20 protein-coding genes are annotated in these 25,067 nt (G+C 73.2%); 11 read left to right on the plus strand and 9 right to left on the minus strand.

Going from position 1 to position 25,067, the window contains the following annotated elements; genetic code table 11:
* Positions 1-64: 64 nt before the first annotated feature.
* The 3 genes from ACGF12_RS26930 to ACGF12_RS26940 are packed head-to-tail and all read left to right on the plus strand — an operon-like array spanning position 65 to position 3,833.
* Positions 65-1,624, plus strand: coding sequence for a sugar ABC transporter ATP-binding protein (locus ACGF12_RS26930; protein WP_393035113.1), 1,560 nt, complete (start codon positions 65-67; stop codon positions 1,622-1,624).
* The gene (locus tag ACGF12_RS26935) at positions 1,621-2,685 is read left to right on the plus strand and encodes an ABC transporter permease (protein ID WP_393035116.1); all 1,065 of its coding nucleotides are present in this window, start codon (positions 1,621-1,623) and stop codon (positions 2,683-2,685) included. The genes ACGF12_RS26930 and ACGF12_RS26935 overlap by 4 nt, the downstream gene beginning before the upstream one ends.
* The gene (locus ACGF12_RS26940) at positions 2,682-3,833 is read left to right on the plus strand and encodes a substrate-binding domain-containing protein (protein ID WP_393035119.1); all 1,152 of its coding nucleotides are present in this window, start codon (positions 2,682-2,684) and stop codon (positions 3,831-3,833) included. The genes ACGF12_RS26935 and ACGF12_RS26940 overlap by 4 nt, the downstream gene beginning before the upstream one ends.
* Here the strand turns inward: ACGF12_RS26940 and ACGF12_RS26945 are convergent.
* Together ACGF12_RS26945 and ACGF12_RS26950 are read right to left on the minus strand one after the other, a co-directional pair.
* Positions 3,797-5,065, minus strand: coding sequence for a PP2C family protein-serine/threonine phosphatase (locus ACGF12_RS26945; protein WP_393035122.1), 1,269 nt, complete (start codon positions 5,063-5,065; stop codon positions 3,797-3,799). The genes ACGF12_RS26940 and ACGF12_RS26945 overlap by 37 nt on opposite strands.
* A 378-nt stretch (positions 5,066-5,443) precedes the next feature.
* Complete coding sequence (locus ACGF12_RS26950; RefSeq protein ID WP_393035125.1) at positions 5,444-6,064, minus strand: L-threonylcarbamoyladenylate synthase; 621 nt, start codon at positions 6,062-6,064, stop codon at positions 5,444-5,446.
* A gap of 94 nt (positions 6,065-6,158) precedes the next feature.
* Here ACGF12_RS26950 and ACGF12_RS26955 point away from each other — a divergent pair, with 94 nt between their 5' ends.
* A complete protein-coding gene (locus tag ACGF12_RS26955) occupies positions 6,159-7,469 on the plus strand; it encodes a cytochrome P450 (RefSeq protein WP_393035128.1) in 1,311 nt (436 codons plus the stop codon).
* 36 nt (positions 7,470-7,505) lie between these two features.
* Here ACGF12_RS26955 and ACGF12_RS26960 read toward each other — a convergent pair whose 3' ends face one another.
* Together ACGF12_RS26960 and ACGF12_RS26965 are read right to left on the minus strand one after the other, a co-directional pair.
* Positions 7,506-8,864, minus strand: coding sequence for an IS4 family transposase (locus ACGF12_RS26960; RefSeq protein ID WP_393035131.1), 1,359 nt, complete (start codon positions 8,862-8,864; stop codon positions 7,506-7,508).
* A 144-nt stretch (positions 8,865-9,008) separates the two neighbouring features.
* The gene (locus ACGF12_RS26965) at positions 9,009-9,422 is read right to left on the minus strand and encodes a Fur family transcriptional regulator (protein ID WP_393035134.1); all 414 of its coding nucleotides are present in this window, start codon (positions 9,420-9,422) and stop codon (positions 9,009-9,011) included.
* 268 nt (positions 9,423-9,690) lie between these two features.
* Between ACGF12_RS26965 and katG the strand changes: the two genes are divergently transcribed.
* The gene (gene katG / locus ACGF12_RS26970; protein WP_393035137.1) at positions 9,691-11,907 is read left to right on the plus strand and encodes a catalase/peroxidase HPI; all 2,217 of its coding nucleotides are present in this window, start codon (positions 9,691-9,693) and stop codon (positions 11,905-11,907) included.
* Positions 11,908-11,993: 86 nt separating this feature from the next.
* Here the strand turns inward: katG and ACGF12_RS26975 are convergent, their stop codons facing one another.
* Both ACGF12_RS26975 and ACGF12_RS26980 read right to left on the minus strand, forming a co-directional pair.
* Positions 11,994-12,686, minus strand: a complete 693-nt coding sequence (locus ACGF12_RS26975) for a response regulator (protein ID WP_393035140.1) — start codon at positions 12,684-12,686, stop codon at positions 11,994-11,996.
* The gene (locus ACGF12_RS26980) at positions 12,686-13,936 is read right to left on the minus strand and encodes a sensor histidine kinase (protein WP_393035143.1); all 1,251 of its coding nucleotides are present in this window, start codon (positions 13,934-13,936) and stop codon (positions 12,686-12,688) included. The genes ACGF12_RS26975 and ACGF12_RS26980 overlap by 1 nt, the downstream gene beginning before the upstream one ends.
* Before the next feature lie 207 nt (positions 13,937-14,143).
* Here ACGF12_RS26980 and ACGF12_RS26985 point away from each other — a divergent pair, with 207 nt between their 5' ends.
* Together ACGF12_RS26985 and ACGF12_RS26990 are read left to right on the plus strand one after the other, a co-directional pair.
* The gene (locus ACGF12_RS26985) at positions 14,144-14,839 is read left to right on the plus strand and encodes an ABC transporter ATP-binding protein (RefSeq protein ID WP_393035146.1); all 696 of its coding nucleotides are present in this window, start codon (positions 14,144-14,146) and stop codon (positions 14,837-14,839) included.
* Between the two features lie 73 nt (positions 14,840-14,912).
* Positions 14,913-17,300, plus strand: coding sequence for an FtsX-like permease family protein (locus ACGF12_RS26990; protein WP_393035148.1), 2,388 nt, complete (start codon positions 14,913-14,915; stop codon positions 17,298-17,300).
* Between the two features lie 117 nt (positions 17,301-17,417).
* Here the strand turns inward: ACGF12_RS26990 and ACGF12_RS26995 are convergent, their stop codons facing one another.
* A complete protein-coding gene (locus tag ACGF12_RS26995; protein WP_393035151.1) occupies positions 17,418-17,984 on the minus strand; it encodes a hypothetical protein in 567 nt (188 codons plus the stop codon).
* A 347-nt stretch (positions 17,985-18,331) separates the two neighbouring features.
* Between ACGF12_RS26995 and ACGF12_RS27000 the strand changes: the two genes are divergently transcribed.
* Both ACGF12_RS27000 and ACGF12_RS27005 read left to right on the plus strand, forming a co-directional pair.
* On the plus strand, positions 18,332-18,511 hold the full coding sequence (locus ACGF12_RS27000; RefSeq protein ID WP_387629607.1) for a hypothetical protein: 180 nt from the start codon (positions 18,332-18,334) through the stop codon (positions 18,509-18,511).
* Between the two features lie 105 nt (positions 18,512-18,616).
* Positions 18,617-21,835: a type 2 lanthipeptide synthetase LanM family protein gene (locus ACGF12_RS27005; RefSeq protein WP_393035154.1), complete on the plus strand. Its 3,219-nt coding sequence runs from the start codon at positions 18,617-18,619 to the stop codon at positions 21,833-21,835.
* Positions 21,836-22,055: 220 nt separating this feature from the next.
* Here the strand turns inward: ACGF12_RS27005 and ACGF12_RS27010 are convergent, their stop codons facing one another.
* The gene (locus ACGF12_RS27010; RefSeq protein ID WP_393035156.1) at positions 22,056-22,490 is read right to left on the minus strand and encodes a VOC family protein; all 435 of its coding nucleotides are present in this window, start codon (positions 22,488-22,490) and stop codon (positions 22,056-22,058) included.
* A 201-nt stretch (positions 22,491-22,691) separates the two neighbouring features.
* Here ACGF12_RS27010 and ACGF12_RS27015 point away from each other — a divergent pair, with 201 nt between their 5' ends.
* Entirely contained in the window at positions 22,692-23,147 is a 456-nt protein-coding gene (locus tag ACGF12_RS27015; protein ID WP_393035159.1) for a DUF5990 family protein, read from the plus strand.
* Here the strand turns inward: ACGF12_RS27015 and tsaD are convergent.
* Positions 23,125-24,180: a tRNA (adenosine(37)-N6)-threonylcarbamoyltransferase complex transferase subunit TsaD gene (gene tsaD / locus ACGF12_RS27020; RefSeq protein WP_393035162.1), complete on the minus strand. Its 1,056-nt coding sequence runs from the start codon at positions 24,178-24,180 to the stop codon at positions 23,125-23,127. The genes ACGF12_RS27015 and tsaD overlap by 23 nt on opposite strands.
* A 156-nt stretch (positions 24,181-24,336) precedes the next feature.
* On the opposite strand from tsaD, the gene ACGF12_RS27025 reads away from it, so the two are divergent.
* On the plus strand, positions 24,337-24,939 hold the full coding sequence (locus tag ACGF12_RS27025; RefSeq protein ID WP_393035165.1) for a superoxide dismutase: 603 nt from the start codon (positions 24,337-24,339) through the stop codon (positions 24,937-24,939).
* Positions 24,940-25,067 lie beyond the last annotated feature (128 nt).

Consider the following 25,067-nt stretch of genomic DNA (forward strand, 5'->3'; position numbering starts at 1 on the left):
TCAACGGCCGCCGTGGCGTGTCAGCACCATGGGGGCCGAGCCGAGCTGGTAAGAACGGTGGTCCATGCACACCCCCGACCCCCTGGCCGGCCCACCCGCGCGCAGCGGCCCACTCGTCCGCATCCGCGGTCTCGGCAAGCGGTTCGGCGGCACTCCCGCGTTGGCCGGGATCGACCTCGACATCCACCGCGGCAGTGTCCTGGCCCTGCTCGGTCCGAACGGCGCCGGCAAGTCCACCCTCATCCGGACACTCGCCGGGATCCACCACGCGGACCAGGGCGAGGTGACGGTGGCCGGGCACCCGCTCGGCACCGAGGCCGCCGCCCGTCGCATGGCCTTCATCCACCAGGATCTCGGTCTCGTCGACTGGATGACCGTCGCCGAGAACATCGCCCTGGTCGCCGGCTACCCGCGCCGTCACGGGCTGATCTCCTGGCGGCGGACCCGGGAGCGCTGCGCCGACGCCCTCGCCCTGATCGCCGGACACCTCGACGCCGACGCGCGGATCGCCGACCTCGCCCCCGCCGAGCGCTCGCTGGTCGCCATCGCCCGCGCGCTGGCGACGCGGGCGGAGCTCATCGTCCTGGACGAGCCGACCGCCGGCCTCCCCGCCGCGGACTGCGCCCGGCTCTTCGCCGTGCTGCGCGCCCTGCGCGACCGAGGGCACGGCATCGTCTACGTCACCCACCGGCTCGACGAGGTCCACCAGGTCGCCGACACCGTCGCCGTCCTGCGCGACGGCCGTCTGATCAGCGCCGGCCCGCTCGCCGGTTACAGCCGTCGGCGCCTGGTCCACGACATCGTGGGCCGAGAACCGGTCAGCCACCGGGCCGCTCCGGTCAGCCCCACCGAGGGCCCGGTGGTGCTGAGCCTCGACGCGGTGCGGACCACGAACACCGGGCCGGTCAGCCTGGAGCTGCGCGCCGGCGAGATCCTCGGCATGGTGGGCCTCACCGGCGCCGGCCACCTCGACCTGGGCCGCGCCCTCGCCGGATCCCGTCCGATCCTCGGCGGGCGGGCCCTGCTCGACGGCCGACTGTACGCCCCGCGCACGGTGGCCGGTGCCGTCGACTCCGGCGTCGGCCTGGTCACCGGCAACCGCCAGGAGGAGGGCTGCGCCGCCGAACTGACGGTCCGTGAGAACCTCCTGGCGAACCCCCGGCTGACCGGCCGGTCGGCGCTGCACCGGATCAGCCCCCGGCGCGAGCGGGCCCGGGCCGCCGCCCTGATCGAGCGGTTCTCGGTGCACCCACGCGACAGCGAGGCGCCGATCGCCACGCTGTCCGGCGGGAACCAGCAGAAGATCATGGTCGGCCGGTGGCTCGGGGTGCACCGGCGGCTGCTGATCCTCGAAGAGCCGACCGCCAGCGTCGACGTCGGCGCCAAGGCCGAGCTCTACCGGCTGCTCGACCGGGCGCTGGCCGACGGCCTCGCGGTCCTGCTCGTCTCCACCGACTTCGAGGAGGTCGCCACCGTGTGCCACCGTGCCCTGGTGTTCGTCCGCGGGAGCGTGACCGCCGAGCTGACCGGTGCGGCCCTCACCGTCACCGAACTCACCGCCGCCGCCTCGGCCATGCCTCCTGTCACCGGCGGTGACGGCGACCGGCGTGCGACAGGCCGATGACCGAGCCCTCCTCCCGCCGATCCCCGCGGGGCCGCCGGCGCGGACACCTGATCGGCAGCTACGGCCTGCCGGCCCTCGCCGTTCTGCTGTTCCTGATCTTCTCCGTCGCGCGGCCGAACACCTTCCCCACCCTCGACAACGTCTCCTCGATCCTGTCCAACCAGTCGATCCCCGCCATCCTCGCGCTCGGTGCGACGATCCCGATCGCCACCGGCAACTTCGACCTGTCCATCGGCTACGGCCTCGGTCTCGCGCACGTCGCGGTGCTGCGGCTCATCGTCGGCGGCGACTGGCCCTGGCCGCTCGCGTGCCTGGCCGTGATCCTGGGCGGAGCGGCCTTCGGGGCCCTCAACGGTGTCATCGTCGAGTTCGGGCGGATCGACTCCTTCATCGCCACGCTCGGCACCGGCAGCATCCTGTACGCCTTCACCGGCTGGATCACCGGCGGCGCCCGGGTCCTCCCCGGCACCGGCGGTCTGCCGGTCGCCTTCACCGACCTCTACGACTCCACGTTCCTGGGGCTGCCGGTGTCCGCCTCCTACGTGCTCGCGCTCGCGGCCGTCCTGTGGCTGCTGCAGGAGCGGCTGCCGCTCGGCCGGTACCTGTACGTCATCGGCTCCAACCCGCGCGCCGCCGAACTCGTCGGAATCCCCACCCGCCGCTACAGCATCTACGCCTTCGCCGGATCGGGCCTGGTCGTCGGTTTCGCGGGGGTCCTGCTCGCCGCGCAGCAGCAGATCGGCAACCCGAGCGTCGGCCTGGACTACCTGTTGCCCGCGTTCGTCGGCGCGCTGCTCGGCTCCACCGCGATCAAGCCCGGACGCGCCAACGCCCTGGGCACCGTGGTCGCCGTCGCCGTCCTCGCCATCGGTCTGGCCGGCATCGGGCAGCTCGGCGCCGACTTCTGGGCCGTGCCGCTGTTCAACGGCGCGACGCTGCTGCTCGCCGTCGGCCTGGCCGGCTACTCCGCACGCCGTCGGCTGCGGGCCGGTGCCGCCGGGAACCGCGGTCCGCTCACGCCGCCGTCGACGGACGCGGGTTCCTCCCAGGACACGCCGTGAAGCGCGGTGCCGCGACCGTGCTGGCAGCAGTCGTGCTGGCGACGGCGGGCACCGCCCTGGACGGCTGCCAGCGCGGCCCGTCGACCGGGACCGGGGCCCCCGTCCCAGGGCCGTCGGGGGCCGGTTGCCCGGCGGCCACCCTCGCCAGGGCGAAGGCGGACGTCCAGCAGGCCGAGCAGGTCGACGCCCCCTGGAACGGCCCCACCAGCGGCCCCGGGGCGGTTCCCGATCGGACCATCGTCTACGTCGCCCAGACCATGACCAACCCCGGCGTCGCGGGTGTGGCCAGGGGCCTCATCGAAGCCGCGACGGTCATCGGCTGGAGCGTCCGGGTGATCGACGGGCAGGGCACGCCCGCCGGCACCCAGGCGGCGTTCGGCCAGGCGGTCAACCTCCGAGCCTCGGGCATCGTCATCGGCGGCTTCGACCCGGGTCTGACCTCGCAGCAGGTCACGCAGGCCGCCGCGGCACACATCCCGCTCGTCGGCTGGCACGCGGTCGCGGCCCCCGGGCCGAGCACGAACCCCCCGCTGTTCAGCAACATCACCACCAGCGTCGAGGACGTCGCACGGCTCAGCGCGGACTGGGTCATCGCGGACTCCAACGGCAACGCCGGAGTCGTCGTCTTCACCGACGACTCCGTCCCGTTCGCCAGGAACAAGTCCCAACTGATCAAGGACGGCCTCGCCAGCTGCCTCGGCGTGCGGCTGCTGTCCTCCGAGAACATCCCCATCCCGGACGCGAGCAGCCGCACCCCCCAGGCGGTCTCCGCCCTCCTCGCCCGCTTCCAGGGCCGGTGGACGCACTCCGTCGCCATCAACGACCTGTACTTCGCCGACGCCGCGCCCGCCCTGCGCGCGGCCGGCAGGCCCGGCAACGGCGCCCCGTACAACATCGCCGCGGGCGACGGCGACCCCTCGGCCTTCCAGCGCATCGACAGCAGGCAGTTCCAGGCCGCCACCGTCCCCGAGCCCCTCACCGAGCAGGGCTGGCAGATCGTCGACGAGTTCAACCGCGCCTTCTCCCACCGGCCGGCCAGTGGCTACGTCGCCCCGGTCCACATCACCACGGCCGCCAACAGCGGCGGAGCGACCTCCTGGGACCCGGTGGGCTACCGCCAGGCGTACCGGAGGATCTGGGGCAGGTAGCGAGGGCGGCGCCGACGCGGTCCGTGCGGTCGGTTCGCGTCGGTACGGTCGTCGGCGAAGGGCTGCCGCGGGGTGGCGGCGCCGCCGCTGCCGCCGAGCCCGCCCTTCAATTCGTCCCGGGCGGGTTCGGTGTGCGCGCCCGGCTCCTCCCCCTCCGGGAGCCGGTGCGCGAGGAGCACGGCGATGTCGTCGTCGAGGGCGGCATCGCTGTACGCGATCAGGTCCCGGTGCAGGTGGTTCAGAAGCTCGCGTGGCGGAAGGGCGGTCCAGTCGCGGACACGCCGGGTGAGCGGGTAGAAGGCTCCGGTGCGGTCGCGGGTCTCGGTCACGCCGTCGGTGTACAGCAGCAGTTGGTCGCCCGGATGGAAGGGCTCGACGTCGACGTGGTAGTCGCCGCCGAGCAGTACACCGAGGTTGAGCGGCGGTGACGGATCACGCGGGGCCAGTTCGCTGACCCGGCCCTGGTCGATGAGCAGCGGCGGGGGGTGACCGCAGTTGACGATGCGGACCACGGGCTCGTCGCCGGGGATCTCGGCGAGCACAGCGGTGATGAAGCGTTCCTCGCTGCCGGGGAGCTGGGCGGCTCGGCGGCTCATGCTCCGTTCCAACCTGCGCGCTACCGCGGGCAGATCGGGCTCGTCGTAGGCGGCCTCGCGGAAGGCGGCCAGCATCGCCGCGGCCGTCTCCACCGCGAGCAGGCCCTTGCCCCGGACGTCGCCGATCAGCAGGCGCACACCGTGCGCGGTGCTCATCGCCTCGAAGAGGTCGCCGCCGATCCGGGCCTCCGCGGCTGCCGACAGGTACAGGGTTTCGATGCTGATGCGGCCGAGGAGGTGGGGGACCGGACGCAGCAGCACGCGCTGCGCCGTCTCGGCCACCGAGCGCACGGTGGCCAGGGTGCGTTCCCGGCGCGTTCGGTGGGCGGCCAGCAGGGCGCCCAGCATCCCGACCAGTGCCGTGGAGAAGTAGGTGGCCACGTAGTGGCGCTCCCACAGATAACCCACGTCGCGGCCCGCGCAACAGGGAGTGCCCGCCAGGACGCCTTCGAAGACCACGGCGAAGACCGTGACGGCGGCGACGAAGGCGGGACCGTGGGCGTAGGCGGCGACGACGGGCAGGGCGATGAGCAGAAAGCTCACCGGCCACTGCACGGGGGTGATCGGTTCCAGGGCCAGGATGACCGCGACGTAGATGGCCGGCAGCCAGCGTATCCAGGCCGGCTGGGCGGGCACGCGCGGCTCCGTCCCACCTGGCTCGGTCCCACGCCGCCGGTCGGCCCCGCCGCGGCCCGGGAGCCTCACCGGGCGCTCCGGTGGCGGTGCGCCCGGTCGAACGGGAAGCCGCGGCGAACCGGCCGGGCCCGGGCGGGCGAAGCGGACCGCCGCGGCCCCACGAGCGGGGGATCCGTCAGCACGCCGGAGAGCTTCCGCCCGGACGGCGGCGGGAGCCCGACAGCCGCGGAGGGCGCCGCGGCGTGCGGCGGTGCGACCCCGAACTCCCGGTGGCGGGTGTCGTCCGGTTCGTGATCCGCCTGTCCACACATACATCAATCATCACGGCATACCAGTCACTGCCGCCTGCCGACGGGGTCGAGCAGGGGGCCTGGCCCGTCACTCGAAGCGTGTGGGGTCGCCGGCCCCGCGCCGGACGATTTCCGGCCCGCCGCCGGAGAAGTCGACGACCGTCGTCATCTCCGTGCCGCAGTCGCCCGAATCCACCACGGCGTCCAGCATGTGGTCGAGCCGCTCCTTGATCTCCCACCCCTGTGTCATCGGTTCGTCCTCACCGGGGAGAACCAGGGTGCTGGAGACCAGGGGCTCACCGAGTTCGGTGAGCAGGGCCCTGGTGACGGTGTGCTCGGGGATCCTGACTCCCACCGTCTTCTTCTTCGGGTGCATCAGGCGGCGGGGAACCTCCTTGGTGGCAGGGAGGATGAAGGTGTAGCTGCCCGGCGTCGCGGCCTTGACGGCGCGGAAGACATTGTTGTCGAGCTGGACGAACTGGCCCAGCTGCGCGAAGTCCACGCACATCAGGGTGAAGTGGTGGCGCTCGTCGAGCCGCCGGATCGACCGGATCCGTTCGAGGCCGTCGCGGTTGTCCAGCCGACAACCCAGGGCGAAACAGGAGTCGGTGGGGTACGCGATGAGGGCGCCGGACCGGAGACTGTCGGCCACGGTGCTGATGGTGCGCGGCTGGGGGGACTCTGGGTGCACGTCGAAGTACTTCGCCATTGGCCGACCCTACGGGATCCCGGCCACCGATCGGCGCAGCCGCGACACCGCGCACTCTGGCGGGCTGCCGGGGCGCGGCGTACGGTCGGTCGGCATGGGCTTCGATCAGGCGCGGGTGAATCGGATCTTCCTCCCGGAGACGTACGCCGAGGGTGTGCCGTACGACCTGTTCCGTGAGCTGCGGGCCGAGTCGCCGGTCTGCTGGGTGGAGGAGCCGGCGGTGGGGGACTGGCCGGGTGGCACGGGGTACTGGGCGGTGCTACGGCACGCGGACGTGAAGCACGTGCTGCGCAGCCCCGAGCTGTTCTCCTCGAACCTCGGCGCCACCCAGATCCGTGACCCGGACGCGCCCGCCGATCTGGAGTTCGTCCGGGCGATGATGCTCAACCAGGACCCGCCCGACCACTCCCGGCTGCGCCGGATCGTGGCGGCGGCGTTCACCCCACGGGCCCTGGCGGAGCTGTCGGAGGCGATCGGGAACCGGGTGCGGGAGCTGATCGATGCGGTGCGGCCGGCCGGTGTCGCCGACCTCGCCCGGCTGGCCGCCGATCTGCCGGTGTGGACGCTGGCCCGGGTGATGGGGGTGCCGGAGCAGGACCGCCAGTTGCTGCTCGACTGGGCGAACCGGGTGATCGGCTACCAGGACGCCGACTACGCCCACTCCAGCACCGCGGATCCGTCGAACCTGACCGACCTCGGCCGCGCCGCGCTCGCCCATCGCCCCACCACCTGGACCACCGCGGACGGTCGCCCGGTCAACCCCCGCTCCCGCGCCGCCCTGGCCGACATGTACGCCTACGCCCATGCCCTCGCCGGCCGGCCCGCCCCGGGCGGCGTGTTGGCCCGCACCCTTCGAGCGGGCCTGACGGTCGAGGAGTTCGAGACCATGTTCTTCCTCTTCGCCGTCGCGGGCAACGAGACCGTCCGCAACGGCGTCCCCGGCGCCGTCCTCACCCTCCTCACCCACCGGGACCAGTACGAACTCCTCCGGGTGAAACCCGAGTTGACGGACTCGGCGGTGGAGGAGGCGCTGCGCTTCTGGCCTCCTGTGGTGCACATCCGCCGCACCGCGACCCGGGACCTGGAGCTCGGGGGCCGGTCGATCCGCCGGGGCGAGAAGGTGGTCGTCTACCACGCGGCCGCCAACCGGGACGAGACCGTGTTCCCCGAGCCGGACCGTTTCGACATCACCCGCAGCCCCAACGACCACGTGAGCTTCGGCTACGGCCCGCACTTCTGTCTCGGCGCCCAACTCGCCCGGCTGCAGATGAGGTTCGCCCTGCGCCACCTGGTCGACAGTCTCCCCGGTCTCGAACTGGACCCGGAGCGGCCCCCGCAGCGCCTGGTCTCCAACTTCCAGAACGGCCTCAAGAGCCTGCCGGTCCGCTGGGAGTCGAAGGGGTAGCCCCAACGCCGTGTAGATAGAGCCTGCGGGTTCCGGTCACGGGTCTGGTGTGGTCAGGATGTTGATGCTGATGGTGGCCTTGTAGCTGGTCCGGTCGACGGTGCCTTTGGCGTTGTACTTGGAGATCGCGCGTTTGACGATGCGGGGTCGGGTGCGGATGCGCCGGTCGGGCATGAGGTCGGCCAGGACGCGTCGGCCGATGGTGCCGACGAGGTCGATGACGGTGTCCGCGATGACGCCCGCGGCCTGGATGACCAGGTCGCGGGCGGTGTTCAGGGCGATGGTGAAGCTGGCCCGGTCGGGGTCGACGTGGGGGCGGGTGTCGGTGGCGTCGGCCATGGCCAGGCGCAGGACCTGGTAGGTGACCAGCAGCGCGTAGACCTCCTGGTCGAGGCCGGCGGGGGTGCGGGCGCGCAGGACACGGCCACCCAGGATGGTGGACTTGATCTCCAGGTAGGCGGTCTCGATCTCCCATCGCTGGTGGTACAGGGTGATCAGTTCGGCGGCGGGATGGGTCCGGTGGTCGGTCAGGGTGGTCACCAGTCGGTAGAGGCCGGTGTGGCGGCCGGTGGCCGTGGTGATGGTGATCTCGCAGTCGATGGCCCGGACCGCGACGGTGCCGAGCCTGGACAGGTAGGAGCCGTCGTGGTTGCGGTGAAGGACGGGCAGGTGGCGGCCGTTCTTCACCCGGACCAGGACGTGGGCGCCGGTGGTGGCGACGGCGGCCACCAGGGCTTGCGCGGCGAAGTTGCGGTCCAGCAGCACGATCATGCCCTCGCGCAGGCTGCGGAGCAGGCGTGGTGCGTAGGTGGTCTCGCCGTCGGTGGTCGGCCCGAACACCGCGTCCAGCACCGTGCGGGTGCCGCAGGACACCAGGACCAGCAGCCGCAGCGCCGGATAGCCCGAACCGCCGTTGTTGCAGCGGTGTTTGGTGTATTCGGTCAGGTTCGCCGGGCTGTCGGGCACCGCGATCGTCGTGCCGTCGATCGCGCAGACCAGCAGATTCCGCCATCGCACGCCAGTGGTGCGGATTCCCGCGGCCGGGCCGCGCAGCAGGTCGAACAGCCAGCGCAGCGGCTCGGCCCCCACCCGCCTGCGGGCCTGCGCCAAAGCGCCACCCGTCGGGTCGGCGACCGGCAGACCGTCCAGGCCGGCGGTCAGCCGCTGCCACACCTGCCGCCAGCCCAGTCCGGGGAACAGGCACCCGGCCAGCAGCAGATACACCACCACCCGGGACGGCAGATCCCTCACCCGGGCCTGCATCCTGCCGGTCTGTGTCAGTGCCTCGTCGACCATCTCGAACGGGACGATCCGGGTCAACTCGCCGAGATGGCCGGGCGCGAACGCCCCTGCGGCAACCGCAACCTTACGAGAGATGACAGACTGGGCATCCACGGAGCTCCTACTGAACAGTGATCTTGGCCGACACGGTTCTAGCAGGAGCTCCGTCCCATTTCAGGCGACTTGACGCAACCGCCCAAGGCTCTATCTACACGGCGTTGGGGGTAGCCCGCGCGCTGGAGGAGGCGGCCGAAACGATCAGCCCGCGCAGGCCGGGCAGAGCCCCCGGTAGGTGACCTCGGCGCCGGAGACGGCGAAGCCGAAGCGCTGGTCGGCCGGGAGGTCGGAGAGCGGGTTGCCGAGCGGGTGGACGTCGCGGATGGCGCCGCAGCCGGTGCAGATCAGGTGCTGGTGCGGGTGGTGGGCGTTGGGGTCGTAGCGCTTGGCGCGCCCGTCCGTGGAGACCTCGATGACCTCGCCGAGGGTGACCAGTTCGCCGAGGGTGTTGTAGACGGTCGCTCGGGAGATCTCCGGGAGGCGCTCGGCCGCCCGGGCGTGCACCTCGTCCGCGGTCAGGTGCACGTGCTCGCCGTCCAGGACCTCGGCGACGACACGCCGCTGGGAGGTGAGGCGCCAGCCGCGCCCACGCAGTCGCTCCAGCAGGTCACTCATATCGGTTCACCTATTCAGGTCATGGGGGAAACCGGAGTTTACCAATACACATCCGCTGTGGTCCGGTTCCCGAACGCATATGGATTTGGTGTCTTTCTTGACTTGGATTCCGTCCATCGTAGGATCGGCTCCGGCGCTAGCCTGGGTAGCAGCAGTGCGCAGCAGACACGGCGATACCCGGAAGTAGCAGCAGTACACAGCAGTAGCAGCAGTTGGTGCCGTAGGTAGCAGCAAGACACCGTGATCCGCCTTGTAGGGAAGGATTCCCATGTCTGAGAACCACGATGCAACCGGCGTAGAGGCGAGCGCGGAAGGCTGCCCGGTCAACCACGGGCGCGCGCTTCACCCCACCCAGGGCGGCGGGAACCGCCAGTGGTGGCCGGAACGGCTGAACCTGAAGATCCTCTCCAAGAACCCCGCTGTGGCCAACCCGCTGGGTGGGGACTTCGACTACGCCGAGGCCTTCAACTCCCTCGACCTCCCGGCCGTCAAGCGCGACATCCAGGAGGTGCTCACCACCTCGCAGGACTGGTGGCCCGCCGACTTCGGCAACTACGGTCCGTTCATGATCCGCATGGCCTGGCACAGCGCCGGCACCTACCGGATCAGCGACGGCCGCGGTGGCGCCGGCGGTGGCCAGCAGCGCTTCGCCCCGCTGAACAGCTGGCCGGACAACGCCAGCCTGGACAAGGCCCGCCGACTGCTCTGGCCGGTGAAGAAGAAGTACGGCCGCAGCCTGTCCTGGGCCGACCTGATGGTCCTGGCCGGCAACGTCGCCCTGGAGGGCATGGGCTTCGACACCTTCGGCTTCGGCGGCGGCCGCGTCGACGAGTGGGAGCCCGACGAGGACGTGTACTGGGGCCCCGAGACCGTCTGGCTCGACGACAAGCGCTACACCGGCGACCGTGAGCTGGAGAGCCCGCTGGCCGCCGTCCAGATGGGCCTGATCTACGTCAACCCCGAGGGCCCCAACGGCAACCCCGACCCGATCGCCGCCGCCCGCGACATCCGCGAGACCTTCTACCGGATGGCGATGAACGACGAGGAGACCGTCGCGCTGATCGCCGGCGGCCACACCTTCGGCAAGACCCACGGCGCCGGCCCGGCGGACAGCGTCGGCCCGGACCCGGAGGCCGCGCCGATCGAGCAGCTCGGCCTCGGCTGGAAGAGCAGCTACGGCACCGGTGTCGGCGGCGACGCGATCACCAGCGGCCTTGAGGGCACCTGGACGGCCACCCCGATCACCTGGGACAACAGCTTCTTCGAGACGCTGTTCGGCTACGAGTGGGAGCTCACCAAGAGCCCGGCCGGCGCCCACCAGTGGAAGCCGAAGGACGGCGCCGGCGAGGGCACCGTCCCGGACGCGCACGACCCGAGCAGGCGGCACGTCCCGATCATGCTCACCACCGACCTGTCGCTGCGCTTCGACCCGGTCTACGGGCCGATCTCCCAGCGCTTCCTGGAGAACCCGGACCAGTTCGCCGACGCCTTCGCCCGCGCCTGGTTCAAGCTCACCCACCGCGACATGGGCCCGATCGTGCGCTACCTCGGCCCGGAGGTCCCGGGCGAGCAGCTGCTCTGGCAGGACCCGCTGCCGGCCGTCTCGTACCAGCAGGTCGGCGTCGCCGACGTCGCCGACCTCAAGCGTCGGATCGCCGCCACCGGCCTGTCGGTCTCCGAGCTGGTCTCCACCGCCTGGGCCGCGGCCTCCTCCTTCCGCAGCAGCGACAAGCGCGGCGGCGCCAACGGCGGCCGGATCCGGCTGCAGCCGCAGGCCGGCTGGGAGGTCAACGAGCCCGACCGGCTGGCCACCGTGCTGCGCGCCTTGGAGGGCGTGCGGGAGGAGTTCAACGCGCAGGCCGGCGACAAGCAGGTCTCGCTGGCCGACCTGGTGGTGCTGGCCGGTGGCGTCGGCGTCGAGCAGGCCGCCAAGGCGGCCGGCCTCGCGGTCGAGGTGCCGTTCGCGCCCGGACGGGTGGACGCCCCGCAGGAGCTGACCGACACCGAGTCCTTCGCCGCGCTGGAGCCGAAGGCCGACGGCTTCCGCAACTGGGTCGGCAAGGGCAACCGCCTGCCGGCCGAGTTCCTGCTGCTCGACAAGGCGAACCTGCTGGGCCTGAGCGCGCCCGAACTGACCGTCCTGGTCGGCGGTCTGCGCGTGCTGGGCGCCAACCACCAGCAGTCCGCGCACGGTGTCCTCACCAAGACCCCGGGCGCGCTGACGAACGACTTCTTCGTCAACCTGCTGGACCTGGGCACCAGCTGGAAGTCCACCTCGGAGGACGCGCACACCTTCGAGGGCCGGGACGCCTCCGGCGCGGTCAAGTGGACCGGCACCCGCGCCGACCTGGTCTTCGGCTCGAACTCCGAACTGCGCGCCGTCGCCGAGGTGTACGCGAGCGACGACGCCAAGGAGAAGTTCGTGACGGACTTCGTCGCGGCCTGGGTCAAGGTCATGAACGCGGACCGCTTCGACCTGGTGTGACAGGACTGACCTGGACGGGAGCCCGGGGGCACCAACCCCCGGGCTCCCGTTGCGTGTTGTCGAGCGTTATCCCGTGTTGTCCCGGGTCAGCGCGGATCGGGCACGGAGCCCACGCTGACCAGCCCGGTCTCGTACGCCGCGACCACCACCTGGGCCCGGTCCCGCAGGCCCAACTTGCCCAGGATCCGGGCGACGTGGGTCTTCACCGTCGCCTCGGAGAGCTGCAGCCCGGCGGCCAGCTCGGCGTTGCTCAGGCCCCGGGCGAGCAGCGTCATCACCTCCAGCTCGCGCGGGGTGAGGGTGGCCAGCTCGCGGTGCGGGGCGGCGGCATCCGGGGCGGCCGGTCGGGCGAAGCGCTCGACCAGGCGGCGGGTGATCGCGGGGGCGAGCAGCGCGTCGCCGGTGCGCACCAGCCGGACGGCGGCGGCCAGGTGCTCCGGGGTGACGTCCTTCAGCAGGAAGCCGCTGGCCCCGGCGGCCATCGCGGCGTAGACGTAGTGGTCCAGGTCGAAGGTGGTCAGCATGATGATCCGCGGTGCGTGCTCGGCCCCGCCAGGGCCGTCGGCGAGGATCCGGCGGGTGGCCTCCAGCCCGTCCAGGCCGGGCATCCGGATGTCCATCAGCACCACGTCCGGTCTGGTCCGGCGAACGGCGGCGACCGCCTGCTCGCCGTCCTCGGCCTCGGCGACCACCTCGATCCCCTCGGACTCCAGGATCAGCCGGAACCCGATCCGGACCAGGGCCTGGTCGTCGGCCACCACCACGCGCAGCGCGCTCATCAACTCTCCAGCGGGATCAGGGCCGTGACGCGGTAGCCACCGCGCGGCCGGGGACCGGTGTGCAGGGTGCCGCCGTAGACGGCGAGGCGTTCGCGCAGCCCGAGCAGGCCGCGTCCGTTGCCGGTGGCGGCGGCGCCGGTGGGGCGGCCGCCGGTGTCGGTGACCTCCACCCGCAGCCGGTCGGGGGTGTACTCGACGGTCACCGCGGCGTCGGCGCCGCCCGCGTGCTTGACGGTGTTGGTGAGCGCCTCCTGGACGACCCGGTAGGCGGCGAGTTCGACCCCGGGCGGGACGGCCCGGCGCTCGCCGCGCACGCTCAGCTCCACCGGCAGCCCGGCCCGGCGCACGCCCTCGACCAGGGCGTCGAGCCGGTCGAGGCCGGGCTGCGGGCTGAGGTCGGCCTCCGCCGCCGGGTCCGCCCCGCTGCCCGCGTCGATGGTCAACAGGCCCATCACGTGCCGCAGTTCGGTCATCGCCGCGCGCCCGCCGGTCTCCACCGCGGCCATCGCCTCGCGGGCCTTGTCCGGGGCGGTGTCCAGGATCTTGCGGGCGGCCCCGGCCTGGATCGTCATCATGCTCACGTTGTGGGTCACCACATCGTGCAACTCCCGGGCGATCCGCGCCCGTTCGAGCTCCAAGGCGCGCTCCAGCGCGGCCAGCTGCTCGCGTTCCAGGGCGGACAGCCGCTCCCGCCCCTCCTCCGCCCGGCGGCGCCACATCCGCAGTTCGTAGGCGACCGCCAGCACCGGCACCAGGACCAGGACGGCGATCACCCCGTTCGGGAAGTGCGGCAGCTTCGCGTCGTTGAACAGCACCACCAACGCGGCGGTGGCGACCGGTAGGTTCGGCAGCACGGCGCCCGGTCGGCGCCCGTACGCGGCCGCGCTGTAGGTGGCGACGATGACCGCCACACCCGCCGAGTACGCGATGTCCGCGGACTGTGACCGCACCAGCAGCGCGGCCGGCAGCACCGTCCACAGCACCGCCAGCGGGTAGCGGCGGCGCAGCACCAGCGGCAGCGGGACGAGCGGGACGAGTAGCAGCACCCCGTGCCAGGTGCCGTCCCGCGGGGTGCCCGCGATGGTGGCGTAGCGGCCGGAGGTGAAGGCGAGGAACAGGGCCAGGGCCAGGTCGAAGACCTGGCCGCGCCGGGTCGGCCGGGGCGGGGGAGCCGCGCCGGGGTCGCCGCTCAGTCGGGTCGCTGCCGTGCGCAGCCGCCGCACCGTCGGATGGTCGATCACGTTGATCACCGGGACATTGTGGCGGTCGGCCGCCGTCCGTGACAGCCCCGCGGGCGACGGCAGCCGGTACACCGGGCGACTACATCGGAAGGATGACACCGCGCCGGGTCCACCGGACGCGGTACGGAACTTGCCGCGGGCGGCGGACGCGGGTGCGGGCCGCTCGTTCGTACCTTCTTCCTCGTCACCAGGCAGGACACGATGAGGAGCGGGGACATGAGCGGCGATCCGGTGATCGAGCTGAGCGGTGTGAGCCGCCACTACGAGGGCGCGCAGGCGGCCTTGGACGGGGTCACGCTGAGTGTGCGGGAAGGGGAGTCGGTGGCGGTGCTCGGCCCGTCCGGCAGCGGGAAGTCCACCCTGCTGAACCTGGTCGCCGGGCTGGACCGGCCGAGCGAGGGGACGGTCACGGTGGCCGGGGTCCGGGTGGACCGGCTGAACGAGTCCGCCTCGGCCCGCTACCGGCGCGGCACGATCGGCATGGTGTTCCAGTTCTTCAACCTGCTGGACGACCTCACCGTGGCCGACAACGTGGTGCTGGCCGGCGAGTTGGCCGGTGTCCCGCGAGCCGAGGCCCGGCGCCGGGCGGCCGAGCTGCTGGAGTCGCTCGACATCGACCGGCACGCCCGCGCCCACCCGGGCCGGCTCTCCGGCGGAGAGCGCCAACGCGTGGCGGTGGCAAGGGCGTTGATGAACGATCCGGCCCTGCTGCTGGCTGACGAGCCGACCGGCGCGCTGGACTCGGCCTCCGGCGAGGACGTCAAGGAACTGTTCCGCGAGCTGCACCAGGACGGCCAGACCATCCTGATCGTCACCCACGACCTGAGCCTCGCCGAGGACTGCGCCACCCGCACGGTCCGGATGCGGGACGGCCGGGTCGAGTCGGACTCGGCGGCGGAGGTGGGCGCATGAGTGAGCGAAGCAAACTCATCATCAAGAGGTGCGTGTTGCGCGAAGCGCCTGCCGAGCGCAGCGAGGTGGGTGCATGAGCGCGCTCGGTCGTGTCGTTCGCGCCGGGGTGCGCAGGCGCCGGACCCAGTCGGTCGCGGTCGGGCTGGCCGCGATGGTGGCCACCACCTGCTCCGTCCTCGGCGGTTCGCTGCTGATCGCCTCCCAGGATCCCTTCGACCAGGCCTTCGACGGCCAGCACGGCGCCCACCTCACCGCGCGCTTCGACGGCACCCGGGTGAGCGCCGACCAGCTCGCCGCCACCGGGCACGCCGCCGGGGTGACGGCCGCCGCCGGCCCCTTCCGCACCGTCACGGTCGACCCGGAGCCGGGCCCCGGCTCGACCGTCCCGGCGGGCCTGACGATGCCGCCGATGACCGTCGCCGGCCGCACCTCGGCCGCCAGCGGCGTCGACAACGTCACGATGGTGCAGGGGAGTTGGCCGACCAGGCCGGGCGAGGTGGTGCTCGGCGCCATGTACGGCAACCCGGGTGTGCCGATCGGCGGCACCCTCCGCCTGCCCGGTCTGCCGGGCGCGCCCTCGCTGACGGTCGTCGGCCTCGCCCGGTCCGTCAGCCGGACCGCCGACGCCTGGGTGATGCCCGAGACCATCCCGTCCCTCACCGCGCCCGGCAGCACCCCCGGTTACGAGATGCTCTACCGCTTCGCCCAGGCCGGCACCGCCGACGCGATGACCGCCGACCGGGCCGCCGTCGCCTCCGCCGCGCCCGACGGCGCGCTCACCGGCGCCCAGTCCTGGCTCACCGCCAAGCAGGGATCGGACCGCAACACCGCGCTGTTCCTGCCCTTCATGGTCGCCTTCGGCCTGCTCGGCATGGCGATGTCGGTGCTGGTGGCGGGCAATGTGGTGGCCGGCGCGGTCGGCACCGCCACCCGGCGGATCGGCGTGCTCAAGGCGATCGGCTGCACCCCCGCCCAGGTGGTGCGCGCCTACGTCGCCCAGGCGCTCGTCCCGGCCACCGCCGGCACCCTGCTCGGGGTGGTGGTGGGCAATCTGCTGACCGTTCCGGTGCTCGCCACCGCCGGGAACCTCTACGGCACCAACGCTTCGGGCATCGCGCCCTGGGTGGACGTCGCCGTGGCGGGGGGAACGCTCGTCGCCGTCGCCCTGGTCGCCTGGGCGGCCGCCGCCCGCGCCGGACGGCTGCGCACCGTGGACGCGCTGGCCGTCGGCCGTACGGCGGGCGGCACCCGGCGCGACGCCCTCGCCCGGTCCGTCGCCGCGCTGGCGGCCCGGCTGCCGCTGCCCCGGCCGCTGAGCCTCGGTCTCGCCCAGCCCTTCGCCCGCCCGGCCCGCGCGGCCGGGATGCTCGCGGCGGTGCTGTTCGGCACGGCGGCCGCGGTCTTCGCGGTCGGCATGGGCGGGACGATGAGCTGGGTGCAGGAGGCGAAGAACCACGACACCTCGGACGTCCTCGTGCACCCCCAGCGGCCCGACGTTCCCTCCGACGCCTGGTCTGCCCCCGCGGCCAGGCCGGTCGCGGCCGACCCGGCGGCCGTCACCGCCGCCCTGAACGCCCAGCCGGGCACCGCCGCGTACTACGGCCTCGGCGTCGAGGACGTCACCGTCCCCGGGGTCGCCGGGAACACCACGGTGACCGCCTTCACCGGCGATTCCTCCTGGGCCGGCTACCGGATGGTCTCCGGCCGCTGGTACCAGGGCCCGGGCGAGGCCGTCGCCCCCGCCACCTTCCTGACCGAGGCCTCGGCCGAGCTCGGCGACCAGGTGACCTTCACGACCCACGGCCGAACGGTCACCGTCCGGATCGTCGGCGAGGTCTTCGACCCGCACGTGCAGACCAACGAGCTCTTCACCGACGCCGCCGGCTTCCCGTCCGGCACGGCCCCGACGCCGGACACCTGGTTCGTCGAGCTGAAGTCCGGCACCGACCACGCCGCCTACGCCACCGCCCTCGGCGGCGCGCTCGCTCCGCTGCACATGGCAGCCGAGGCCGGCGTGGAGCACAGCTCCAGCGACTCGATCGCCGCCCTGAACTCGCTCACCGCCACCCTGACCGTGCTGCTGGTCGTGGTCGCCGGGCTCGGGGTGTTCAACACCGTCGTGCTGGAGATCCGCGAGCGCACCCGGGACATGGGCGTCACCAAGGCGCTCGGCATGACCCCGGCGCAGACCGTGGGCGTCGTCCTCGCCTCGGTGCTCCTGGTCGGGGCCGTCGGCGGCGCGATCGGCCTGCCGGTGGGCCTGCTGCTGCACGGCCTGACGGTGCCCGCGATGGGCCACAGCGCCGGGCTGAACTTCCCGTCCTCCGCGCTGGACGTCTTCGGCACCCCGGTGCTGGTCCTGCTCGGCCTCGGCGGGGTGCTGATCGCCCTGCTCGGCGCCCTGCTCCCGGCCGTCCGGGCGGCGCGGGCGCGGACGGTGGACGCGCTGCGGGCGGAGTGACCTCCACGGGCGTGTGCGCAGCCAGGGCGGGTGGGCGGCCGAAGGGGGCCGCCCACCCGGACCTGTCCGTGGAGCCCGGACCGGCTCGATGCCGGTGCCGTACCGGATGGCGTGACCTCAGGCCCCGTCTCCCGTCCGCTCCTCGCCCGTTCCCTCCCCGCCCTCGCCCTCCCCGCCCTCGCGCTCCGCGGCCCGGTTCTCCTCGGCCTTCTTCTCGGCCGCCCGGACCTGCTCGGTGAAGGTGTGCTCGTCGATCCGCTCGACCGCCGCCCCGTGCTTGGCGGCCAGCTCGTCCGCCGGGCCGGGCGAGGCCTCCCGGACGTCCAGGGCGAGCAGCGCCCCGCCGTCCGGTACCCGGGGCGAGAGCACGATCATCGCGGCACCGGCCTCCGTCGCGTAGTGCTCCTCGGCCGCGTTGCCGAGCGCCGCGCCCGCCGCGAAGCCCAGCAGCATCCCGACCGGCCCGCCCAGCAACCCCACCAGGCCGCCCAGCAGGCCCGAGCCGACGGTGGCCACGCCCGCGCCCCGGGTGAAGGTGTCCCGCACCTCCAGCACGCCGTCGGCACTGCGCTCCAGCGCGGCCGCCAGCCGCAGGCCCGGCAGGTGCTGCGCCTCGTCGAAGGCCGAACGCCAGGCGGTGGCGTCGGGAAAGGTCAGCAGGACGAGGTTGTGCTGCTCGCTCATCGCACTCCGATCGGGGTGGGGCTGCCCGGGTCTCCATCGTGACCTTCGCTCCGGGGCGCTGCCACAGGAGCGGCGGGTTCAAACCAGGGTCGCGGTCCACCCGGGCGCGACCGCCCCTGTTTCGGCCAGGTGTGGGGCCACCCGAACGATCGGACGGCGGGGGCGGGCGGTGGGAGCGAGCGGGCTCGGCCTGGGGGAACGAGGGCGCGGCCGCCGGGCGCTCGTTGGTTCGATCCTGGCCGAAACGAGGACCGGTGGTGTGCATGCCACTGGTGTGCGGGGTGGGGCGCTGCCAAGATCCAGATTCGGCACACCCGTGCCAGATCCGAACGCTTGGAGGAGGCAGCATGCAGCCCACGGCTGAGCAGGTTCGCGCACTCAAGGACGAGGACTTCCGGCTCACCCTCGGCCAGGGCCACCAGGTCCACCCGGCCGGCGAGCTCTCGGACGAGCTCTACGTGACCGCCGCGGTGCTGAACAGCACCTGCGACGGCTGGTCCAGCTGCGGGCGGCTCTGCAGCTACTGAGACCGGGATCCGGCGCGGGCCCCGGGCCGTACGGTCGGCCGGGGTCCGCACCGGACAGGCGCTCCGCGCGCCTTCGCGCACCGGCGCCGAACGGACGGAGCAACAGTGCAGACAGAGAGGCAGCACCACCCCGTGGTCGACGCGTCCGAACTCCTGCGGGCTGCCGCCCGAGCCGTCCCGCTGAACGCCCGCGGCCGGGCGCCGGAAGGGCCCGACGCGGAGCCGCTCGGTGACGCCGACCGCGCCGAACGCCGTGAGCGGGCCGCCCGGAAACTGGAGCGCTGGCGGGCCCAGGCGCCGTTCGACCGCGCCGACTGGTTCACGCGCCGGCTCACGGCCGACGGCATCGACCCCGACGCCCTGCACGCCCTGCTCGCCGAGCACCCGGACGCACTCGCCGATCGCCTCGCAACGCTCCCCTGGGCCGAGCGGCTCGTCACCGCGTTCCACCGGCCGGCCGCCCTGGACATTCCTGCGGAACACGAATTCGCCGGGCTCGTCGCTCCGCTGCTCGCCGCCGCCCACGACCGCCTGCGCACCGGGCTGGCCGCCCTGGACACCCCCGCCCTGGGCACCCCCGAGGAGCTGGCCGCCCTCGCCCTCCCCGCGCTCACCGCCGCCGCCCACGCGATGGCGACCCGGACCGTCATCACCGAACTCCATGTCGCCCGACTCACCGGCGAGTTGACCGGCGACACCCCCGAGGGGCGCTACCGCGACTTCGTCGACAGGCTCACCCGGCCGGAGCGGGCGCTGCGGCTCCTCGCCGAGTACCCGGTCCTGGCCTTCCGCCTCACCACCGCCGCGGAGCAGTGGACGACCACCACCCTCGCCCTGTTCCGGCGACTCGCCGCCGACCTGCCCGCCCTCGCCCGCACCTTCGCCGACGGCCGCCCGCTCGGCCGGCTCACCGAACTCGCCACCGGCCTCGGCGACCCGCACCGCGGCGGTGCCACGGTCAGTTCACTGCGCTTCGAGCACGGCGTGCGGATCGTCTACAAGCCGCGGCCCCTCGGCGCCGAGACCCACTTCCAGCAGATCCTGCACTGGCTCAACCCGCAGCTGCGGCTGCCCCTGCGCGACCTCGCCCACCTGGCTCGCGACGGCTACGGCTGGGTCGCCCACCTCACCGCCGAACCGGCCCGGGACGAAGTCGAGTTGAGTGCCTTCTACCATCGCGCCGGCACCCTGGCCGCGCTGATGTACGTGCTCGACGCGGTGGACTGCCATGCCCAGAACCTGCTCGCCGTCCGGGACCAACCCGTGCTCATCGACCTGGAGGCGATCCTCCACCCCGACCTGCACGAGCCCGCCAAGGACCTGTCCGAGTCCGAGCGGCTCGCCCGCCACCAGGCCCGGCACTCGGTGCTGCGCTCCGGCCTGCTCCCCGAACGGATGTGGGACGAGGGCAACGGCGGCACCGACCTCTCCGCCCTCGGCTGGGACCCGGCCAGCCTCCCGCCCCGCCCCGCGCCCGTCCTGGTCGACGAAGGGACGGACGAACTCCGTGTGGAGTACCGGAGGTTGCCGGTGGAAGCCCCCGGCAGCCGCCCCGTGCCGGCCGGGCAGCCGCTGCGACCGGCCGACCACCTGGCGGAGTTGGAGGCCGGATTCACCGAGGCCTACCGGCTGCTCGCCGCCGACAAGGGTCAACTCCGCTCCCTGCTGCGCGCGTTCGCGGCCGACGAGACACGCCTGCTGCGCCGCGACACCTTCGAGTACCGCAGCCTGCTCGGCACCGCCTGCCACCCCGACCTGCTGCGCGACGGCCTCGACCAGGACCGCCACCTGGACCGGCTCTGGTCCCTGGCCGCCTGGGAGGAGCGCGCCCTCGCCTACGTCGACCACGAACGCGCCGACCTGTGGCGCGGCGACGTGCCCGTCTTCACCATCCGCCCCGACGGCGTCGACGCCCGCTCCTCCACCGGTGCCCTCATCCCCGACGTCACCGACCAGCCCCCGCTCGACCTCGCCCTCGCCAAGGCCGACGCCCTCGGCGAGGAGGACCTGGAGCGCCAACTCCAGCTGCTGCGGCTGTCGGTGACGACGTCCGGCGGCGCCCGGGAGCCGCACGGCCGGGCAGTCGTGCGGACACCGGTGGCCGGTGCGGCCCCCGGCCGGGGAACCGCCGACCGCGCCCTCGCCATGGCCGTCGAGGTCGGCGAAGGGCTGCTGCGCGAGGCCTGCCGAGGGAGCGCCGACCTCGCCTGGGTCGGCCCCAACTGGGCCCCGCCCGGCCACTGGGTGCCCGCCGAACTCGGCCCCGACCTGTACAGCGGCACGGCCGGTGTGACGCTCTTCCTCCACCAACTGGCCTGCACCACCGGCGACCGTGACCACCGGACGGCCGCCTCCGCCGCCGAACTGACGCTCCGCCGGCAGATCCGGCGGCGCGCCGACCGCCTCGGCGGCGGCCTCTCCGGCCTCGGTGGCCTGCTCTACGCGCTCGCCCAGCTCACCGCCCACCACCCGGACGCCGAACTCGACGCGCTCGGCTCCCTCCTCCTCGACCGCGTCAGTGCCACGGCCGCCGGCGACACCCAGTACGACCTCCTCGCCGGGAACGCGGGCACCATCGGCGGCCTGCTCGCCTGGGAGGCCGTCCGCCCCGGGCCCGCCGTCACCGACGCGCTGGCGGCCTGCGCCGAACACCTCGTCCGGGCCGCCGCCCCGCACCCCGAGGGCGGCGCCGGCTGGCTGCCCGCCTCCCTCGCCGGTACCGTCACCCGCCCCCTCGCGGGCTTCGCCCACGGCGGCTCCGGCGTCGCCTGGGCTCTGGCCCGGGCCGGGCACCGCCTCGGCGACCCCCGCCTGCCCCGACTCGCCCTCGCCGCCGTCGCGTACGAGCGCACCCTGTTCGACCCCGCCGCCGCCAACTGGCGCGACGTCCGCGAGGACGACGGGCCCGACGGCCCCAGCTACCCCGCCCTCTGGTGCCACGGTGCCTCGGGCATCGCGCTGGCCCGTACCGACCTCGCCCGACTCGTACCGGAAGAACGCGAGTCGCTCCTCGCCGAGCGTGACGCCGCCCTCGGTACGGTGCTCCGGGAGGGCTTCGGTCACAACTCCTCGCTCTGCCACGGCGATCTCGGCAACCTGGAGGCCCTCCACCTCGCCGGCGGATCGTGGCAGGCCGCCGCCGAGCGGCAGACCCGTGCCACCCTCGACGACCTGGCGGCCCGGGGCTGGACCTGCGGCCTTCCGCACGGGGTCCGCAGCCCCTCGCTGATGGTCGGCCTGGCGGGCATCGGCCACGGCCTCCTGCGCCTCGCCGCCCCCGACGTCACCCCCTCCGTCCTGACCCTCGAACCGCCGACTGCCTGATCCCGTCGGGCCGTTGCCGCTAGCCGTCGGCCGCCCGAGTCGTCCGGCGGCGGCCGGCAGCGCGCGGCCGTCGCCTGGGCGCTCTACCGTACGGTGCGCAGCCCCGGCCCGCTGATCCCGGACGAGCCGACCCGTCCCGGCGCAGCGGACTCCGGGCTCCGCGGGTTCGTGAGGCGAAGCCCGGCGCACCGGCACCCCGCCGGTGCGCCGGGACGGCCGCTCAGTCGAGGCAGAACTCGTTGCCCTCGATGTCCTGCATCGCCAGGCACGATTCATTGACGCCGTCGGCGCGCAGCAGTTGCACGCGCACCGCACCGAGCGCGACCAGCCGTGCGCACTCGGCCTCCAGCACGGCGACGCGCTCCTCACCCACGAGCCCGGTGCCGATCCGCACGTCGAGGTGCACCCGGTTCTTGACGACCTTGCCTTCGGGAACGCGCTGGAAGTACATGCGCGGGCCCACACCCGTGGGGTCCATGCAGACGAACGCCGCACCCTGGCGCTCGGCCGGCAGCGATTGGTTGTAGTCGTCCCAGGTGGCGAACCCCTTCGGCGGCGGCGGTACGACGTACCCCAACACCTCGCACCAGAAGCGGGCGACGCGCTCGGGTTCCGCGCAGTCGAAGGTGACCTGGAACTCCTTGATCGATGACATCGGTCCTCCATAACGCGTGCTGTTCAGGGCGGCCCCGGATGTCATCGCCGCGTGGTGAGCGGACGCGCCACCAGGGATGCGTCGATGCCCACCTCGTCGTCGAGCAACCTGGTGATCTCGGGCACGGCGGGTGAGCCTGCCACGTGATCACCGTCGGCTCAACCGGTTTTCCGCCCGTGCCGCGTGGTGGACCATGGCGGTATGGAGCTGAGGATCGAGGCCGCCGACCTGCCGGGCCGCGAGTGCGGCGGCGGGCCCGGGTTCCCGGGGTACCGGGACATCCACGTCGCCGTCCAACGCCGCTGCCGCCCGGCCGAGTTGCTCGACCCACAGCCCGGGGACGCGGCGCGGGCGCGCTGGTCGCTGGAGTGCGCGGCGAAGCGGCTGCCGGACGGCGAGGTGGACATCACCGGCCGGTACGTCCAGGGCGGGCCGGGCGGCCGGTTCGTCTACCTCAACTGGGTGACGCGCGAGGGCGACACGTGGTCGCTGTTCCGCCGGGCCAAGCTGCTGCTGGCGGCGGTCGACCCTGCCACCGTCGAGGCGGCCGTGGCGAGCGGATTGCTGGTCGCCCGCCTCGGCCTCACCGACGCCAAGGGCCACCCGCTGTGCGCCGCCGTCCGCCCGCCGCTGGTCACCTGGACGGCAGCGGGCTGAGCGCCGCGCACTCCAGCGGCGCCGACGGGTCCACCGAGAGGTCGGCGGGCGCCGGCCGGGCACCGGCGCGGACCAGCAGATCGCCGATCGCCGCCACCATCGCGCCGTTGTCGGTGCACAGCCGCAGCGGCGGTACCCGCAGGGCGATGCCCGCCGCCGCGCAGCGTTGCTCCGCGAGCGCCCGTACCCGTGAGTTGGCCGCGACCCCGCCGACCACCACGAGGGTGCCGATCCCGTGGTCGGTGCAGGCGCGCACCGCCTTGCGGGTGAGCACGTCCGCGATCGCCTCCTGCAGCGCGGCCGCCGCGTCGGGCACGTGGGGTTCGGTCCGCACCTCGACCCAGCGGGCGGCGGCGGTCTTCAGGCCGGAGAAGGAGAAGGCGTACGGGTCGTCCTTCGGCCCGGTGAGCGGGCGGGGGAGCCGTACGGCCGTCGGGTCGCCGGTGCGGGCGGCGCGGTCGATCGCGGGGCCGCCGGGGTAGGGCAGGCCGAGGACGCGCGCGACCTTGTCGAAGCACTCGCCGGCCGCGTCGTCCAGGGTGTCGCCGAGGTGGACGATCGGGTCCCGGGCGAGGTCCCGGACGAGGAGCAGCGAGGTGTGTCCGCCGGAGACGATCAGCACCACGCAGGGGTTCGGCAGCGGCCCGCCGTCGAGGGCCGCGGCGGCGACGTGCCCGGCGAGGTGGTGCACTCCGTACAGCGGGACGCCGAGCGAGAACGCGTACCCCTTGGCGGCGGCCACCCCCACCTGGAGCGCTCCGGCCAGCCCCGGACCGGTGGTGACGGCGACCGCGCCGACGTCACCGAGCGTCAGCCCGGCCCGGTCCAGCGCCTCCTGGACCACCGGCGCCATCGCGTGGACGTGCGCCCGGGCGGCGATCTCCGGCACCACCCCGCCGTAGCGGGCGTGCTCGTCCATCGACGAGGCGACCGCCTGCCCGAGCAGGACGCCGTCCCGGACCAGGCCCGCGCCGGTCTCGTCACAGGAGGACTCGATGCCCAGTACGACCACCGGCGACCCTGTCACAGCCACTCACCCTCATCAGCCATTACACGTTCGGGTGACCATTGTGCCCGACGGGATGTGAGGAATAAGCAGGAGCCCATGCCTCGTTCCTGCAAGTCATACGCAATAGTGTTGTCCCGGCACGATCGATACGACCAACCCGCCGAAAGGGGCCGTGTCCTGATGGGCACCTACACGCTTCCCGACCTGCCGTACGACTACTCCGCGCTGGAGCGGGCGATGTCGGCCGAGATCCTGGAGCTGCACCACTCCAAGCACCACGCCGCTTACGTGAAGGGCGCGAACGACACCCTGGAGCAGCTCGCCGAGGCGCGCGACAAGGAGCAGTTCGGCGGGCTGGTCGGTCTGCAGAAGACCTTCGCCTTCCACCTGTCCGGCCACGTGCTGCACTCGCTGTTCTGGCAGAACCTCTCCCCGGAGGGCGGCGAGCGCCCCGAGGGCGAGTTGGCCGACGCCATCACCGAGCACTTCGGCAGCTTCGAGGCCTTCAAGAAGCAGCTCACCAACGCCACCACCGGGGTCCAGGGCTCGGGCTGGGGCATCCTCTCCTGGGAGCCGCTCGGTCAGCGCCTGATCGTCGAGCAGGTCTACGACCACCACGGCAACGTGGGCCAGAACACCACCCCGCTGCTCGCCTTCGACGCCTGGGAGCACGCGTACTACCTGCAGTACCGCAACGTCCGCCCGGACTACGTCACCCGCCTGTGGGACGTCGTCAACTGGCAGGACGTCCAGTCCCGCTTCGCGGCCGTCAAGAGCGCCTGACCCGGATCAGGTGACGGAAGGCCCCGGTCCGGTCCTTAGGTTCTAGCGGTCGTCGCAACACCCCAGCGCAAGGGGTGCGATGGACTTCAAGATCCGCAAGAACCGGACGGTGGGGCAGGGACCGAAGA

Source organism: Kitasatospora sp. NPDC048296, assembly GCF_043201815.1.
In the GTDB taxonomy this organism is placed as follows: domain Bacteria; phylum Actinomycetota; class Actinomycetes; order Streptomycetales; family Streptomycetaceae; genus Kitasatospora.